Here is a 16,574-nt window from a genome sequence, read left to right on the forward strand (position 1 = left end):
CGCGCGAGTCGGTCACCGAGGTCCCAGACTACGGACTGAACTCCGCAACGAGAGGTGCATGGTCACTACAACTGAAGCCCTTATGTCCGTACCAACACTCACCTGGGTTGAGGTCGGTTGAAGCTACCATATGATCAAATCGCTTTCCTTCAACGTCCGCTGGTGACACTCCCAACGCTTCCTCCGTTTGGGTAGCGTGACTCACGTCCAGAATATTCAAATCGCCGTAACCGTGTTGGTCCCGAAATACGTCCACCATTCCCTTGTCCTCTAACCCACGTAGGATATTCATCTCAGCCTCTACCCATCGTTCAGCGATCTCCCCCTCGTCCTCGTACCTCCAAGGAATGATTGTCCCATCCGCCAATTCTTGATTCGGGCTATTGAAATCGCCTGCCAAAATACAGGGCATGCTGCTCCCTTTCATTATTCGATTGTAGACATTTTCTAGAATCTTGATTTTCTCTTCGCCATGCATACTGCCCGGCACCGCCCGTACATTCCACAACTCGAGTGTCGTATCTCCAAGCGAAACGGTGGCGTTCAGGACCTTTTCAGGAACGTTCGTATCCCAGTCCTTCAAATCCGCACCCTCCCACGGCCCATATCGAATGCTCGCAGACATCCGTTCCAGATCACTTGCAGGACTCGTTTCGTGGACAGCAATCAGATTACCGTTCACGTGGTTGTAATCTTGATGGGGTGGGACAGTGCTTTCACGCAGTTCTGCCGCCCAATCCAACGTATCAACGATTTCTTCATATCCAATTTCCGCTAAGAGGTCTCGCCAACGCTCACGCTGAACTGTCGTCACCTCATTCAACAACACAATATCCGGCAGGCCCACACTATTTTCCAGATATGTTACTTGATTCCGAATTCGCTCGATACTTCCGTTCGGTGGAACCGCACCCTGAACATTCCACGATAACACCCGCAACGCAGTGCCGAGGCTCATACCTATCTTCTATCTCCGTGGAATGTAAACATCACTCACGGAATACAACATACTTATCTTAACCGTTGATACTATCGTCAAAACTGACGCTTCTGCCGACCACCAGAGTAATGGGTAAATGGTTGAATCCATACTAGAATTTAGCACACAGATTCGGTCGAATCTATTGACTTAGCAGAGCTAGTGAAATATAATCAACACTCACCACGCCTACGATATACCGTTCAATAAAGCGAACCAACGGCTAAAATTGGACTCTAAAGCGTATTTCGTACCCGAATACCGTATTCGCGTGCAGTTCTCTGGACCGGTCGTAGGGAGGGTCCAGCTTTTACTACCAACCAGTTTTTAATCGTATTCAATTTGACCGTTTTCCACTTTCTCCATCATTATTATAGATTTGTCAAGAGCTATTGCCTCATTTCCTGCTTGATAATAGTGAATTTCTTCTCTATCCAAAGATTCGTTTCCAGTCTCGTCTTCCGTTTTGTGCAGTCGTTCAAGCGGAATTCGATCACCTAGGGAGGAATACCAAATGCACAATTCACGAGATTCATTTACGAATATCCGTCTAAATCCCTGAGAATTTCGGTAAACCTTCCCTCCTCTCCAATCTCCCGGGAGATCGGTGTCATCTGGTTCAGGCTCAGGAGGGTACCTCATCAATAGCTTCCGTAGGGAACTAGGGTACGTGACAATTTAATTATGTGGGTTCGAAATAGGCTATTGAGAGAACAATACAGCGGTTCTTTCTTGACAGGCTCCCACCTTGTTGAATGATACTCATGCTGTAGAGCTACTCTTTACGGATAATATGCTTTATCGACGGTAAATACATACCCAGTATACATCAACCAGTACTATCAGATTCTGATTATTTCAGCAGAGCCGGTCTTCCCTAACATTATTTTCGTTTTTGTGTACGCTATTCCGATCTGATTCTGAGGGTTCTCCAGAGTCAAATCACCAGCCACTCTTAACGAAACTGAACGCGTTCATCACACAGTAAGATCGAGTGTCAGCTTGACGTACTCGGTCGCCGAACCGTACTCGTTTTCGATTACCTCACAGAGTTCCCGGTTGAGAGTAAGGCCGCCACGTGTGATATTTGCCGAGCCGAGGTAGACGAACGAGTCCGAGACGACAGCCTTCGCGTGGAGGCCGTCGATCTCCTGAACATGAACGTGCTCGGGGAGTCTCCGTTTGATGTAATCGTTGTGTGACTCCCCGGAACGAACCAGAAGATGGATCTCCTTCTCTGAGAGCGTTGCCAGCGCTTCGACGAGGGACACTTCCCGAGACTCGAATCGGTCGTTGATCGGGAGACTAAGGGAGACATCGCTCAGCCAGGGCGAGACTACGACGACAGGGTCGCAGTGCAGCAGCGTGAACCCGATGAAGTACGAGAGGCTCTCAGAAGGTAAGGAAAACGCTCTTGTCATCGAATTCACCTGCTGGGGGTATTTCTCGGTCGAACATCTCGGTACTAGTCTGGTCAGCGGGAACCGTTTCAGTAATATCCTCTCGAAGGGCTTCGAGTAGGACGTAACTGAGTGAGTCACTCTGATCCGTCGCGGCGATGCACTCCCCGAGATGGAGATTCTCCACACAGCCATCGATATCAGGCGAGAAGAACACCGTTTTTGCTCGGTCGACGTCGGAGAGATCTATGCTTAGCGCATCGACGGCAGTATCGGGGAACTCGTCCACCCCGTCTACCTGTTTCTGAGCGATTGTCTGCTTGACCCGAAACGCGTCGGTGGCGTCGATTTCCTCGTCGATTGCGAACTGTTCGGCTTTGTCAACGCTGGACAGGACTTCTTGAACGACCCGATCCACCACTGACTCGAACGGGGTATCGAGTGCTTCTCTGACCGCCGACTCGACATCGGGTTCAGCGGTCGATGTACAGAGCAGGTCGACGAAAGGTTCACTCGCCCACAGGCGTTCGTTGATAACTTGCGAGTTGTATCCGGCCCGGTTGATCGCTTCCAACACAGTCCCGGGATCGTTCGATAGGTCTTCGAAGACCAAGTCGACGACTCCCTGGCCACCCTCTGTTCGTTCGAAGATATACACCTCGCCTGCGTCGCGGTCGAATCCGTAGAACAACATCGAGGTGTTAACGGCGCTGATCTCCGAGACGATTTGGAGGTAGAAGTGTGCTGCCGTGTGATACGCGACGTACTCGTAGTCGATTTCCTCGAACTCGTGGTAGCGTTCGACGAGCGAACGAACGTCCTCGTCGACGACTCTCTCGAGGAACGACTCGAGATCGAACACGAGTCCTCGTGTGTCGATTTGGAAGCCGAGTTTCTCTTCCGGGCTGTCGAGTTCCACCTCGAACGGGTCCCGCTGATCGAAACTCACCTGCGTCCCCCATGACTGAGCAGGACGGATACTCAGCGTAACTCCGTCGAGAGTTACCTCCGAGGAGACGTCCGCAAGCGTTACCGAACCTGTCCGCTCCGTTTCCGAGCGGAGTTCGACGTTCGTACTCACCTGGGGGTTCGAATGAATTTTCCCCAGTTCACTTTTGTTGTGGCGTAGGCAGCTATCGATATCGGTGATTACCTGGTAGCAGACGGGACAGTACCGGACGATGTTCATGGCATCCTCACTCAAATCGGCCATCGCGGACAGCTCAATTGAGTCAGGTATGAGGATGCCGTCCTGGATCTCCCCGCTGACGTGCTGGGAGTAGTCCAGTTCCACACCGTCTTCTGTGACCCGAGTACGCGGTAGGAACGCGTACATCTGGTTGGTCTCCGATTGGTACTCCGATCGATACGGCGTGTAAGTACTCACGAGCTTGTCGATCGACTCATCAGTGCTGTCGCCGTTATCGGGGTTGAAGACGCTAAAGAAGCGCCCAGCACCACCGAAGTAGTTCTGGGGGATGTACCAAACCTCTCCGAGGCTACGATCGTTCACGCCGAGGTACTGCTCGAAGTAATACGCACCCCGGAGGAGCCGCTTGACAGCGTAGAGACTGAGGTGCGGGTTGCTAAACGCGACGTATTCTTCTAATTCGTCGAGTGCCTCGATGAGGTAGTGGATGCGTTTCTGTGTGCGGTAGTAATCCTTGATCCGTTCATCGTCGCTTAGACTGTCGAGCTGCATAGCCGCGTCTTGTACGTCGCTGAGCCTGTCCGTCCGAACTTGTGGGATCGTCCGATCTGTAGCACGATCAAGCCGGCTTCGGAATTTCATCAGCGGACCGGTTAGACTGAATAGGTCCGCGAGTAAGTCATCGAAATGTCGTATCTTGGTCTGTGTATCCCCTTCAGGAATTTCCGACGCAGTCTCTCGAAGGTCTGCTAAACTCGATTCGAGCGATGCTACTTCCTCCTCGTATCCCGTTTCCCCGAGCGCCTCGAGTTCGTCCTCATAGCCCGACACCTGCCCGGAGAAGGCGTTGATCAGTTCGAGTACCTGATCTTGGACCTTGTGGACATAGGTGTTGACCGTTTCTTCGCCCCGTACTACGTTTCCGTCATCGAGCTCGAAGAATGACTCAATCTCCTCGAACGTCTCGCGTTGGTCTTCCAGGTCTGACCTGAGCGCCATACGCGCCTCGCCGACGAGTTCCTCTGAGAGCAAAGGCTGTGAAGCGACGTCGACTCCGAACTCCTCGTCAAAGAATTCCCCCGGCGAAAGCAGTAGATCACGGTAGGCGTCGAACTCGAGTCGATCGCCGAGATATTCGTCGAGGAACTGTTCACCGGGGTCACGAAGGCTGAGACTGGGCTGATCTGCGATTCCGAGCGACACCTCGTAGTACTCACGGAACCGTGAGTGGATCCATTCAATGACATCGTTGTCTGTCTTGAGTGGTGTGCGGATGTCAGAGTCGAGGAACCGGTCCGCCCGGTAGAACATGTTCGAGTCCCCCGTCAGACTGGAGAGCATCACCGCAACGTGTGCGTCCATCCCTTCCTTCCGTGCGGCGCGACCGGCACGCTGCTTGAACGAGGAAAGGTCCCAAGGCGTCCTGTACTGCGTAATCGTCTTGATTTCCCCGACGTCGATTCCTACTTCTAAGAACGACGTGGACAGAAGGACGTCGCTGGAACCGACGTCACCCGAGTCGAAGCCGTGTTCGGCAGAGACCGGCATGAACGAGAGGTGTTCATCGAGGAACCTGTGATCCATCGCCTCAGCAACGGCCGCCCAGTCTTCGACATCATCGTCGCCGTCGCCGAGGTGGTAGCGCCAGAGCTCTCGGTTGTGGTCCGCGTCGAGAAGCTGCGTGTATTTTTGATTGATTTGCGAGATACTATCGATGAAGGCGAGCATCTTCCCACGCTGCCCGGAGGACTGCTCAAGGAGGCTGTGTCCGAGGAGAAGGTGCTGTTGGATCGACATCGACGACGCCCCTGGCCCATCAGGCGCGGCGAGCATGAAGTAGTAGTGTTCGTAATCGTCGTGGTCGTCATCGAAATCCGATGCGCCGGGTTCGACGGTGCGGATGTCGTCGTTCGACACGCCGAAGAGGCGCTTTCCGAATCGAGCCGCATTGTCGATGGTAGCGCTCGACCCCAACCAGAGGATGGGCTGCTCGGTAATCGCGTTGACGTTCTCGATGATCTTCGACGCATGAGCCCCTCGAATCTGGGTGTTCATGTGGACCTCGTCTAGGACGATTGTTTCGAAGTCATCGACCAGCGAATAGTGTGGCTTGAGAGCGAACCCTTCCAGTGACTCAAGTGTTGTGAGAACGATGTCGGGCCGGTTGTTGAACACCATGTCGTGGCGCGACAAGATCAGCTCACGATCGGTGAACGAGTGGTCCGGGTTGGCCTCACAACGGAGCGTGTAACTCTGGGAAGTTCCGTGGTACTCGAACGCGTTCGGACTGCCTTCCTCGCCACACCAGCAGTTGGCTAGTTTGAACCGAGGGCGGCCGCTATCACCAGTGAAGAAGGTCCGGTCGCCCTCGACCTCATTCATTTTGTACGGCATGCCACCGACGTAGACACCAACAGAGAGCTGATCATCGGTGTTTGAATTGATCTGGTGGATATGTTCGAGGACACGACCCAGTTGATCCTGTAGCAACGCCCGACTCGGGTAGACGATGGCCGTCGACTCCTGACGTCCATCACGAAGCAGCTGGTAGAGTGGACCCAGGAACGCCTCCGTCTTGCCGAATCCGGTAGGTGCAGAAAACACGGCAGCCTTGTTCTGATTCGACTCTCGCCGTTCCCGGTCGAGTTCATCGACCGTCTGCCAACTCTCGACTTGGAAGTCTAGTGGATCGAATCCAAACAGGTCGATGATCCCTTGAACAAACTCATCAGACCCGGTGTACGGGCTCGTCTGTCGTCTCTTCTGCCGCTCACGCCTGTACTTGAGCGCCTCGGTGACGAACGGAGGGTCTTCCTGATCCGCCCTGAAGATTCGGCGGTTCTGAAGTATCGCCTCGATCAGCGGCTGAATATCATCGTTCAGCCGAGATGACTTCGTGTTCCGGTCTACGAATTGCATGAGAAGAACGGGATACTATTGTCGTTCACCCGCCCGTTCTTCAAGCTTACTAACACCTCGTAACGAGGGGAGAGAAAGAGACTACGAGAGTGTCAGCTCAATATATTCGCCGATATCTGACTCAGCGAGCAGCGTCCGCTGTTCGGGTTGTAGATCGGCGTACGAGAGGCGTTCGTCGTCGATCATCCGCTCGATCAACGACCTGATATCCGGAGGATAGTGGCCAAACAGCGTCTCTTGAAGTTCATCAAACGCCTCACGCATCTCCTGACCGTATTCGCGGGCATTCTGAGCTAACTCTTCAAACTTCACGTCCTCCTCCGAATAGACGTGCTCCTTCCACCGCCAGTCGTCAAGGAGACCGCCAAGCGCCCGGAGGCGTAACTCGTTGACGCGCTCAACCCGGTCGTTCAACCGCTGCATCGCGGTAACCGTTGAATTGTGCTTCAGTCGAAGCTCCTGAATCCGGTTCTGTACTGTCGTCTCTGCACTCTCTACCTCTGATTCGAGCGCCGGGAGACGTTCCTCAATGGTTTCGTATTCCCCGCGTTCGAGCAAATCCATGACCTCGTCGACAGACTGGCGTGCCGAGGTGTCGATGTCGACACGTTCGTCGAAGAACGCACTTGCGAGTTCACGCTGGAGGAGTGTTTCCTCCATCGTCTCCGCTAGTTCGTCCAGTTCGTCAGCGAGATGCTGACGTCGATACTGCTTCTGTACGCTTTGTAGCTTGGCTTCGAGCGACTCACTGTCAGTCGACATAGTAGCCTCCGATCTCGAGGAAGTTCTTTGCAAAGTTGGATTCGGTGCCACCGCCGACAATCGAAATATCGTCGTAACGCTCGTAGACGTTGGTTTTCGTGAGTGTCATGCTGATCAGTATCGCTTGTAGCCGTTCGTCAGCCGACCTGTTCTCAAGGTCACCAGCGAGACGAGCGGCGTCCGCCGCCTCGTCGATAGCTTGCTGATCTAACGCCACGAACTTACCGAGTGACTCGACCATGTCGGTGTCCACGTGGTCATACGTCCGGAGCGTTTCGAGAATACCATCGATATTCGAGATAGAGACTGAGGCGAGTTCGTCGGAGACTGTGGTGACCGTCTCCTCTCTATACTCGCCTTCCAGCTCTTCGAACAATTGGTTGAGGTCGTACGAGATATCCGCAATATCCCGAATCTTGCTGTCCGTATCGAAGCGCACACGAGACGAGACACGCTGGATTCGACCCCGACCAAGCCCTTCGAAGACGGCAGTAGGAGGATGCTCTTCGAGCCGCTCACGGACACGAGCCACATCGAGCGTGTTCGCGTTAGCGCCATAAAAGGCACTGACCATCTCCTCGAACCGGTCGGCTTGGTTCATGAACTTGACGAGGTCATCGAACCCATCTTTCGAGACCTCTTGCCTCAGTGCTTCTCGAAGTTCCGAATCAAGCGTGTAGGAGCCAGATTCGCTGAATCGCTCACTCAGTCGCTCGGCGGTGACTTCCTCGAACGGAGAACTTAGAAGAACCACGTACGCGTAGCCCGCGAGAGCGAAATCCTCGAATGTGTGATCTGCGTTCTTTTTGAAGAATTTCAGGTCCGAACGAAGATGATGTTCGACGATCTCCTGCTGCCACTGTCGTGCATACCCTGTCAACTGTGTTCCAAGGCCTCTGAGCAACTCGTCGAAGTCCGCCTGTGAGTTCTCTTCCTCCCGGTAGATCCCGAACTTGAGGAGCTTTTTCAGATCGGATAGCCGGAACTCTTGTGGATCGATCACGATCTGATCGTCATCAGGCGACCGCTGTTGACTCGCAAAGACGAACGGATCCTTCTGGCTGCTCAAATTATACCGCAGTCCCATCCCATCGAACAGTTCCAAGTCGTTGGTGAGATGTTTGATCGAATCGGTCAGCCCGATACGGAGGTATCGGGTGATATCAGAGAACTCCCCCGGATTGCTCTGCCACGGCTGGACGTTCGGTCGGAGGTCTTGGATTAACCGTTCGGCTTTGCTGAGCTGTGGCGGTTTAGGAGGTTCCGGTCCCGTAGGTCCCGGCCCTGTAGGTCCCGGTCCGGTTGGACCCGGGGACTCGATATCAGTCGGGACTGTGACGAAACCATCCGAACGAGTGACCCCGTCAGTTCCCTCCACTGCTTCAGATTCTCCGAAGGCGTCGACGAACCTAGCGTCGACCTTAATCCCGTCAGTTGTCGGAACTCCATACCACCGCGCAAGGTTTGCGAGAGATTCTGCGCTCTCATAGATTGGAGTGGCTGGATCAACATTGTTAGTTAACACTGTTAGACGGTCAGCACTCGACGGGGCGTCGACGTACCCTTCGTAGTAATCACGGAGCACATCGAATACGGCCATAACGTACTCTCTCGGGGACTGCTCGTCGTCTTGAAGCCCAGCGTAGACGCGTTCGAGGAAGGGCTCGTTGAACGGGAAGAGGTCTCGGAATGACTCATCACAGAACCCGCAGTCAGCACAGATTGACTCAGAAGGAGCGGGATTCAACGAGAGGTCAAGTCCATCCCCACTACGGTCGTACTCCACGCTCCCGTCGAAGGACTTGAAGTAGCCGAGGTACGGCCGGATGAAGTCGACAGCGGAGTCCTCGTCGAGGAAGAGGACGCTGTTCGAGTTCTGGCGGTTCGTTCGATAAAATTCGAAACGGTCCTCAGCAGTCTGCGTGTGGAGAACGTCCGTTGAGTCTCGAGTGCCAGCGACCACGAAGTCCCAATTGTCGCTTGGTTTATCACGTTCCATGTAGTTCCGGAGCCGCTTCCCCTCCATTGCCGTGATAGCGAAGTCCTCGAAGATGATTACTGGGCGCGTATCCGTGAACCGGTCTCCCACGCGCTCAAGAACATCGCCGAGGGATGCCGTCTGGTAGCGCTCCCGGATCTCCCGCCAGAGTTCCTCGTTGAACGCTTCAACGGCGTCTTCGACATCAATAGAATCCTCAATAACCTGTAGGAAATCGTTCCGGCGGTACGCTTGCTCGGTAACAAACTTGATCTCTTTCGCGTATTCACCCTTTTCGACGAGAAGTGAGAGTTGGTCCTGAACAAATTCTCGGATCTTTTCTTCTTTCCCCTGTGCGTCAACTTCGTTGCCGCGCGCACTGAGGTTGAGAATCGCGCCGGATGTTGCGTTGTTGGCGACAACACTCGCGTTTTTCTTGAGGTCCTCCCGGAGCTGCTGAAAGTTCGATGCGCCGGGCAGTTCTTCGTCGAAGTGCTTCTCGTAGAACTCCGGGATTCGTTCCGAGAGGAGCGTCATCAGGTCGTCGTCCTTGTCGACGTGCAGGATTGGTCGACCGTCTTCCTCAAGTTGGTGTGATAAGAAAGCACACAACTCTGACTTCCCGGTCCCTACCTCTCCTTCAATAACGACCGAGAAATTCCCGACTCGCTGGTCGGTGAACTCGCGGTACACTTCCTTCTCTCCGACGACTTCCTCTTCTGATCGAGTCCCCTGCGGCGACCGGAATACCTCGATCGGCCGGTGTGTGAACTCGAACAGGTCTTTGTTGTCTGAGCGTACCGCTGCGACTTTCGAGAACAATTGTCGGAGCGTCTTCTCGTCGACTGCCTCGAAGTGCGGGCACTGAAGCTCCGAGTCTTGCTGAATAGTACTCATCTTAGATCAATTTAATCGCGTTTGCTTGGCTATCAATTCCATCATACGGAGGGATACCGCCAAGGGTAACGGCGCCGGCATCACCGTACTCAACGACCCGTATTTCATCATCTCGGATGAGTTCGAACAGGACACGAGCAATCCCTTCTGGGATCGCACCGTCAGACGTCGTTTCGACATAGAGCAGATTCTCACGGAGCCAGCGGAGATACTGCTCAATCACGATGCCGGGTGTCCCATCGATATTTATCGCACTGTCTTCAGCAGCGAGATCAAGTGAGTATCGAATTAATGCTGGATCAGGGTAGACGGTATGCTCCCGGCCACTCACTTTGTGTACCAGTCCGAGGAAATGGACGAGCCGCGTCCAGTTTGCGAACTTATTATCATTATGCATTATTAATCCCTGCTGGGACTGTGGCCGATAATTGATTTCGGCGTACCAGTCGTCGATATCGGAGTAGATCGGTTCTTCGTTATTTTCGAAATGCTGGATGTCCTTGTCGAGTAAGAACTTGTAATTGAGCAAGACAGCGGCTTGCTTGCCCCAGTCATTCGACTGGCACTCCTGTGCAAGGTTGTGGAGTACGGTGAGTCGGAAGTTCCAGCGCTCGTCTCCGACATCCCACTCATACTCACGAGCGTAGTACGCTTCCTCCTCTTTGCCGATCATCCGAAGGAGCCGAAGGCCGTCTAGGATGGAATCAAGCCCAGAATCGATTTGGGTGTCACTGTTGATGTGAGACTTCGTCTCGCTCCCGTGACTTATCGATCGATATACCGGGAGGAGTGGCCCTGGCGTCTGAATCGCGTTCAGGAGATATCCTTCGCTACTACTCATCTGTTAGGCTGTTGTAACCAGGCATGGTATCGTTTATGAATTGATGATTCGTCGGGGTCGATCTCGGCCGCCCTGTCTGCGGCGTCCTTCACTACCGGCGTCCGTGACGCGTAAGACGGGTCGAACGTCTGTCCATCGTCGCTCACCGCACGGTTGAGGCTTCGAGCGACATCGGACGCGGTTTCCCGGTCCCACTCAATGCGCCGGCGTAGCCACCGTTCGAGACCCGTCACGTCGTCCTCGTCGAGTGGAACGGAGCCGTACTCGTCTGGTCGCGCAAATATCTGCCCGAATACAGCGTAGAGCGGCAGGAACGGTGCATCGGGAAGAACTTCGAACAGGGCTTCGGTATCCTCGAGTTCTTCCCCGGTGATGAACTCATAGAGGTTCGCGTTGTCGTGGATGAAGAGGTTCTTTGTGTCCAGTAGCGGGAGGTCCCACCCGGCGTCCTCATACACCTGCTCGAATCCGGTATACAGACGCTGATAGGACCCAACGTTCTCGACGAACTGTTCCTGGTAGAGCGGACGCTGTCCACCGCGTGGCGTGAACCGACGTGAGTCCGTGACCACGATGAGCGTCTCTGGACGAGCTGCGTAGCGGCTGACGAGATGATCGATCGAGTACTGAGTCTCGGCCTCATAATACTCACTCGTCGTGACGACCAAATCGTTGCGAAACGCGTCCTCCTCGAGTTGGCCGAGGACTTTGTAGTCGTAGTCGAGGTAGTCGTACTGATGCGTGTACGACGGGAACTCCCCACCGGTGTTGAGTGAGCGCCACGACGTAGGGTAGGTGAACGTCTGGAACCCGAGATAGTTGATGGCCGGAAGCGATCGAAGCATCCACCAGTACGTCTGTCCGGTGTCGTCGTGGATGGCCGCGACATCGGCGTTCCTGAGCCGCTTGAACGTCGATGGCTCCGTCATGTGTTTGAGGGAACGGTGATTAGCGTACTGAGCACCTGGTTATCGAGTAAGTCGTTCTCGAGGTAGTAAGCGGGCGTGCGCGAAAGGAGTAAGCACTCGTCACAGTAGTCCTCGCATCGGTCGCAGTCGGCGACCTCTTCGACCCGGACCTGGATGTCATCGAGCGCGTTCCAGACCTGCCAAGCGATCCCGTTCCCACCCTGGCGGCTATCCACGATGTTAACGGTGACCGTCGATTCAGTCTTGTCCGTATCGACTCGGAAATCCGACCGTTCGCATTGTGCAACGACGGCAATCGCTTTCTCGAGGGCCTGCTTCAGGCTAACGAGCGCCTGTGGCCATATCTCCTCACCGTCACTGACATCGAGTCGGTCGGCAACGTCATTCTGGTCGAACTCAATAGTCAGACCCTGCGTGTGATACTGTTGGCCGACCGGTGCGTACTCTTCGGTCTCGCTCTCCTCGAGCCGATCCTCCCACGACTTCCCGCTGTCGGGCGACGATGAAGACGGGTCGCGCTCGATGAGCGCTTGCGACCGGAGGATCGACTTATCAGGACTCGATGAGTGGCGGCGCTCGAACGCGTAAACGAAGTCCGTCACGTCGAGTTCCCCGTAGCTCGCCTCGCAGTCCAGTCCGAACACAGTCATTGAGCCTGTCTTTTGCGGGGGAACGTCGCTATCGGAGACGGCGGTAGTCATCAATCCACGAGTGTTGTACCGCTTCTGTCCGCCACGTGCCGGTTTACACTCGACCGAACTCACCCCATGAACGTTCGTTTCTTCGAGAGGGGTGTCACAGTACGGACACCGCTCCGTGTCGAGTTCGTAGCTTTCGAACGGACGCTCACAGTCTTCGTTCGTACACACCATAACCGTCGTGAGCGGTGTCGAACTTCCGCGGACGTCATCCACGATATAGTCCGTACCGTGGAGGGTGACGAGCGATCCCAAGTCATTCTCTGGGCCGGGGAACATATCGTAGAGTCGACCGGACCCCTCGAACTCGATCCCCTCGGAACGTCCCGAGAACTTCACGGGGAACTGCTGGCCGAAGCTGCGGTAGTTCGCTAGATAACCGAGGCGGCCCAGCCACTGATCGAGGCGGTTGTTCGATTCGGTGAACGCTTTGTTTGTCTCCGCCGACCCCGACATCGATATGATCTGTGAGAACGTTTTCTCGATACGGTGAGGCATCGAAAGGGGCCCACTGTCGACGAACACGGACTCGAACGCATCGATGCCCTCTTGACCAAAGATTGAGCGCAGATGCCGCTCAAGCGCATCTCGGCGTTCTGCAAGCAGGAATTCTTGTAGAATGTCGAGACTCTCCTCAACACTGTGAACGAACGCGTCCAAGTTCTGGTTGGTCTCATTCAGGAGGTATTTCCTCTCGAAGACGTTGGAGGGATGCGGGTTGCGGGCCAAATACGCGAACGTCTCAGTCACGACATGGCCAGCGAGGAGCTCTTCGAACTGGTAGGGGTCAGGGACACGAACGGGTTCGAAGTCATCGAGGAACGTTTCGAGATTCCCGTAGTAGTGCCCGTCTACCGGGTGTTCGCCCCGAATAGCGGTGGCGACGAGCGAGGAACTCCCGCGAGTCCGGCCGGTTCGACCGCTCCGCTGGACATAGTTCGTAAGCGTGGGCGGGATACCCACTTGGGCGACAGTATCGAGGCTCCCGATGTCGACACCAAGCTCCATCGTCGGCGTCGCGCTGACGATGTTGACGTCCGGGTCGTCTTTACGGAACCCCTCCTCGATCGCCCCGCGAAGCGTGTGTGGAACGTTTCCCTTGTGAATTCCAACACTGATGAACTCCGGGTCAGCACCACCTCTTATCGGCGTCGTAATGTCGTGAGCCCAGTGGTCGACGGCATACGACCAGCCAGAATCGACATCCGCATATCCAGGGTCGGCGACGAGCGTTCCGTCCTCGTCACGAGTGAACCGCTGGTACGATTCGATCGGGGTCCCACATTCGGGACAAGCCGAGAGTGAGGCGTCGCCGACGGGGTACGAGCGGTAGCAATCCGTACAGAATGACGCTCGCTCTAAGAGTGTAAGCGTCGACTTGTCGCGGCGCGTGACACGCGTGAGAATCCCCGTTTCTGACTCCTCGTCACGAATTCCGGCCCCGTTGAACTCGTCGCGGACCCGCTCGACGTATTCGACGGTTTCCTCTTTTCGGTCTTCACTGACGTTCGCGTTCGCTATCGTCTGCCTGACCTCTTCCCACGATTGCTCGACGACGATTGAGTCGTCGAGCAACGCACCAAGGACTTCAGGGAGGACGTTGTGGACGGTTTCGGTATCGTAACCAGAGCGAGACGAAATTCGCTCGGCAATCTTGGGGAGCGATAGCCCCTCAATTTCGATGGTGTTCTTCGAGAATCCCACCCGAGGATCTTTCACGAACAGCTTGTAAGCCTCGTGCGCGACGACACGTTCGACAGGGCCGTCGAACTGGATGACAGGCTCCGCGGTGACAAGTGCGCTATCGAGGAGGTTCTCCGCATTGTGAAGCATCGCGTGACCCTCGATATCGTCGAGAAGCGTGCGGAGGAAGTTGTACGCCGTCCCGTCCTCGTCGATTTCGTTCTGGATGAGTGGCTCCCAGTACGCTTCCCGGAGCTCATCGGCGACTGCACGGAACGCCTCGTAGTTGCCGGCACTACCCCCGTTCTCGATCAGATGTTGCACGTAGAGCGTCTCCGCCATCAAGCCGTACTCTGTCCCGATGATACTGTCACCGACAGACTCGGCGGCGCTGTGGGAGTCCGAGAAGACGAGCGTCTTCTTCGACGGGCTCGTTCGGCAGACCTCCGTCAACATGTACGACAGGAGGCTCGTCGTCGGCACGCCGATATCGGTGAGCCGAGGCCACTGACCACAGCCCGGGCAGTCGTCGACGGGGGCAGCATGGTCAAACGGTCGGAAGCTCTCCTCGTCGTCAGCCGTATCGTATTCGACAAACGGATAGTGACACCGCTTACAGAACTGGATCTCCGCGTTTCGTGTATCGCACGAGGTACAGTGTTTATCCCGTGTAACGTCGCTGCAAGACTCACAGAGGTACGCTTGGGTCGGCGGCTTCAGGAAGACGTGGTACTTCTCCGTCACCATCCCCGCAAGGCGGCCGAACGCCATCACCGCGTCCAGCACTCCGGCGGTCTCGTCGACACCTTCGTCGGCGAGTTCCGCGAGGAGGCCGTCATAGTGTCTGAACCCGACGTCGCCGGTCGTCCCTTCGTCGAACCAACTAGCGAACGCCGCAGCCTCCGGTACCTGCGAGCTGACGAAGTCGAACCACTCGCTATCAAGGCCACCGGTCTCAAGCAGCGTGTCGGCAAGATGGTTCTGTCCCGATTCAGTGGATGCAATCTCCGCCACCGAGTCGAACGTGTCGTCCGCGAGGAAAGCCTCCACTTCGTCAGTGAGAGGGTTCCGAACCCAATCGAGGCTTGTTGGGAGAGTTACGACATCCGCAGCACTGACAGACACGAGGCCGACCTCGCTGACCGTTTCGTAGGCGTCCTCGAGGCCGGCTTCGGCGAGGTCATCGGGAGTTGATTCGCCGAGGTCGGCAAGGGCGAGTACACCGGCAATCTCACCGAGGTCACACGGCGCAAACCGATCGAATGAGGGCGATGATTGGATCGGGAACTTCCGCGGCGTGAAATCGATCGAGTTGATTTCAGCTTCGGGCGTTCCAGTGAGTTTGTGTGCGAGTTCCCTAGGGTTGTCCACGGTAGCAGAGACCATCGTGATCTGGGGATCTCTCTCGGCGTAAAACGATTTGAGCCGCTCCGAGAGGAGCCGGACAGAGGCACCGGAGATGCCGCTCCAAACGTGGGCTTCGTCGAAAACGACGTGCTCCACAGGGTGTTGCCCCGGGTCTTCTCCGAGTATCTGGCGTGTTTCGGAGTTGTTGCTCACGAACATATGGTCGAGCGCCTCAGGGTTCGTGAGCAGGATATCTGCGCCGTTTCTGATAGCGTCCCGTGTCACCCGGATCCACGAATATTTGTTATCTTCCGTCCCCACCGTCATGTCGCCGAGCATCCGGAGCTTCTCACCCTCCTCTCGCGGACATTCGAGTCCTCGAACGTACGAACCCTCCTCGATTTCGTGTTCACGGGTCCCTATCCGAGTGGGTGTGTCGGAATCCCAAATCCCGATCGTAATCCTGTCTTCGGGGTCACGGTGGCGGTTGATCCGATCGAGGTAGGAAATAAACCGATTGAGCTGGTCGACGCCGAGAGTCTTCATCGGATAGACGATTAGCGACTTCAATCCCGGTTCGTCCGTGGAAATACAGTGATCAAGGATCGGGAAAAAGAACGACTCCGTCTTCCCCGTCGCAGTTGGCACCGCCAAGACGTTGTCGTTCGAATCAGCCGAAATCGAATCAATCGTCTCCGCCTGATGTTCGTAAAGCGATCCGCTCGGGTCGCCGTCAAATAGGTCACCGATGATCGCGTCAATGAGTTCGTCGCTGTAGTCAAGGTCACCGAGGAACTCTGCCGCTGACCGCTCATGGAACTTCGGAGCGTCGACGAACTCGACGTATGGACCCTTTTGTTCGACGATTTCGTTCCGGATGAACGATGTCGCTTCCTCATCGCCGACTACCTCATCGAGTCGAGTCATTTGGCGGTTCCACCAAGTGATCTCTGCCGCACGGTCAATCGCGGAGTCGAGTGTTCGCTGTGGT

The 16,574-nt window shown here is 55.4% G+C and carries 9 protein-coding genes; all 9 read right to left on the reverse strand.

The genetic code is table 11. The features are described from left to right. Positions 1-28 precede the first annotated feature (28 nt). Positions 29-958: an endonuclease/exonuclease/phosphatase family protein gene (locus B4V04_RS17550; protein ID WP_498232949.1), complete on the reverse strand. Its 930-nt coding sequence runs from the start codon at positions 956-958 to the stop codon at positions 29-31. Positions 959-1,306: 348 nt separating this feature from the next. Further along, the gene (locus B4V04_RS17555; RefSeq protein ID WP_498232950.1) at positions 1,307-1,621 is read right to left on the reverse strand and encodes a hypothetical protein; all 315 of its coding nucleotides are present in this window, start codon (positions 1,619-1,621) and stop codon (positions 1,307-1,309) included. A 335-nt stretch (positions 1,622-1,956) separates the two neighbouring features. After that, positions 1,957-2,400, reverse strand: a complete 444-nt coding sequence (locus tag B4V04_RS17560; RefSeq protein WP_498232951.1) for a phospholipase D-like domain-containing protein — start codon at positions 2,398-2,400, stop codon at positions 1,957-1,959. Then, positions 2,372-6,448 (reverse strand): DEAD/DEAH box helicase, encoded by a 4,077-nt coding sequence (locus tag B4V04_RS17565; protein WP_498232952.1) that lies wholly within the window; start codon positions 6,446-6,448, stop codon positions 2,372-2,374. The genes B4V04_RS17560 and B4V04_RS17565 overlap by 29 nt, the downstream gene beginning before the upstream one ends. A gap of 81 nt (positions 6,449-6,529) precedes the next feature. After that, positions 6,530-7,210 carry a hypothetical protein gene (locus B4V04_RS17570; protein WP_137711888.1) on the reverse strand — a complete coding sequence of 227 codons (681 nt, stop codon included), beginning with the start codon at positions 7,208-7,210 and terminating at the stop codon, positions 6,530-6,532. After that, positions 7,200-10,085 carry a P-loop NTPase family protein gene (locus tag B4V04_RS17575; RefSeq protein ID WP_498232953.1) on the reverse strand — a complete coding sequence of 962 codons (2,886 nt, stop codon included), beginning with the start codon at positions 10,083-10,085 and terminating at the stop codon, positions 7,200-7,202. Before B4V04_RS17575 ends, B4V04_RS17570 begins: the two co-directional genes overlap by 11 nt. 1 nt (position 10,086) lies before the next feature. Then, positions 10,087-10,926, reverse strand: coding sequence for a hypothetical protein (locus B4V04_RS17580; protein ID WP_498232954.1), 840 nt, complete (start codon positions 10,924-10,926; stop codon positions 10,087-10,089). After that, positions 10,923-11,855, reverse strand: a complete 933-nt coding sequence (locus tag B4V04_RS17585) for a hypothetical protein (protein ID WP_498232955.1) — start codon at positions 11,853-11,855, stop codon at positions 10,923-10,925. Before B4V04_RS17585 ends, B4V04_RS17580 begins: the two co-directional genes overlap by 4 nt. After that, on the reverse strand, positions 11,852-16,510 hold the full coding sequence (locus tag B4V04_RS17590) for a DEAD/DEAH box helicase (RefSeq protein ID WP_498232956.1): 4,659 nt from the start codon (positions 16,508-16,510) through the stop codon (positions 11,852-11,854). The genes B4V04_RS17585 and B4V04_RS17590 overlap by 4 nt, the downstream gene beginning before the upstream one ends. Between the last annotated feature and the right edge of the window lie 64 nt (positions 16,511-16,574).

The organism is Halorubrum sp. B52 (genome assembly GCF_059752555.1).

Bases quoted from the DNA above. Each gene is read 5' to 3' on its own strand.
- B4V04_RS17560 (WP_498232951.1), bottom strand. From the start codon at position 2,400: ATGACAAGAGCGTTTTCCTTACCTTCTGAGAGCCTCTCGTACTTCATC.
- B4V04_RS17585 (WP_498232955.1), bottom strand. From the start codon at position 11,855: ATGACGGAGCCATCGACGTTCAAGCGGCTCAGGAACGCCGATGTCGCG.
- B4V04_RS17555 (WP_498232950.1), bottom strand. From the start codon at position 1,621: ATGAGGTACCCTCCTGAGCCTGAACCAGATGACACCGATCTCCCGGGA.
- B4V04_RS17575 (WP_498232953.1), bottom strand. From the start codon at position 10,085: ATGAGTACTATTCAGCAAGACTCGGAGCTTCAGTGCCCGCACTTCGAG.
- B4V04_RS17565 (WP_498232952.1), bottom strand. From the start codon at position 6,448: ATGCAATTCGTAGACCGGAACACGAAGTCATCTCGGCTGAACGATGAT.
- B4V04_RS17580 (WP_498232954.1), bottom strand. From the start codon at position 10,926: ATGAGTAGTAGCGAAGGATATCTCCTGAACGCGATTCAGACGCCAGGG.
- B4V04_RS17570 (WP_137711888.1), bottom strand. From the start codon at position 7,210: ATGTCGACTGACAGTGAGTCGCTCGAAGCCAAGCTACAAAGCGTACAG.
- B4V04_RS17550 (WP_498232949.1), bottom strand. From the start codon at position 958: ATGAGCCTCGGCACTGCGTTGCGGGTGTTATCGTGGAATGTTCAGGGT.
- B4V04_RS17590 (WP_498232956.1), bottom strand. From the start codon at position 16,510: ATGACTCGACTCGATGAGGTAGTCGGCGATGAGGAAGCGACATCGTTC.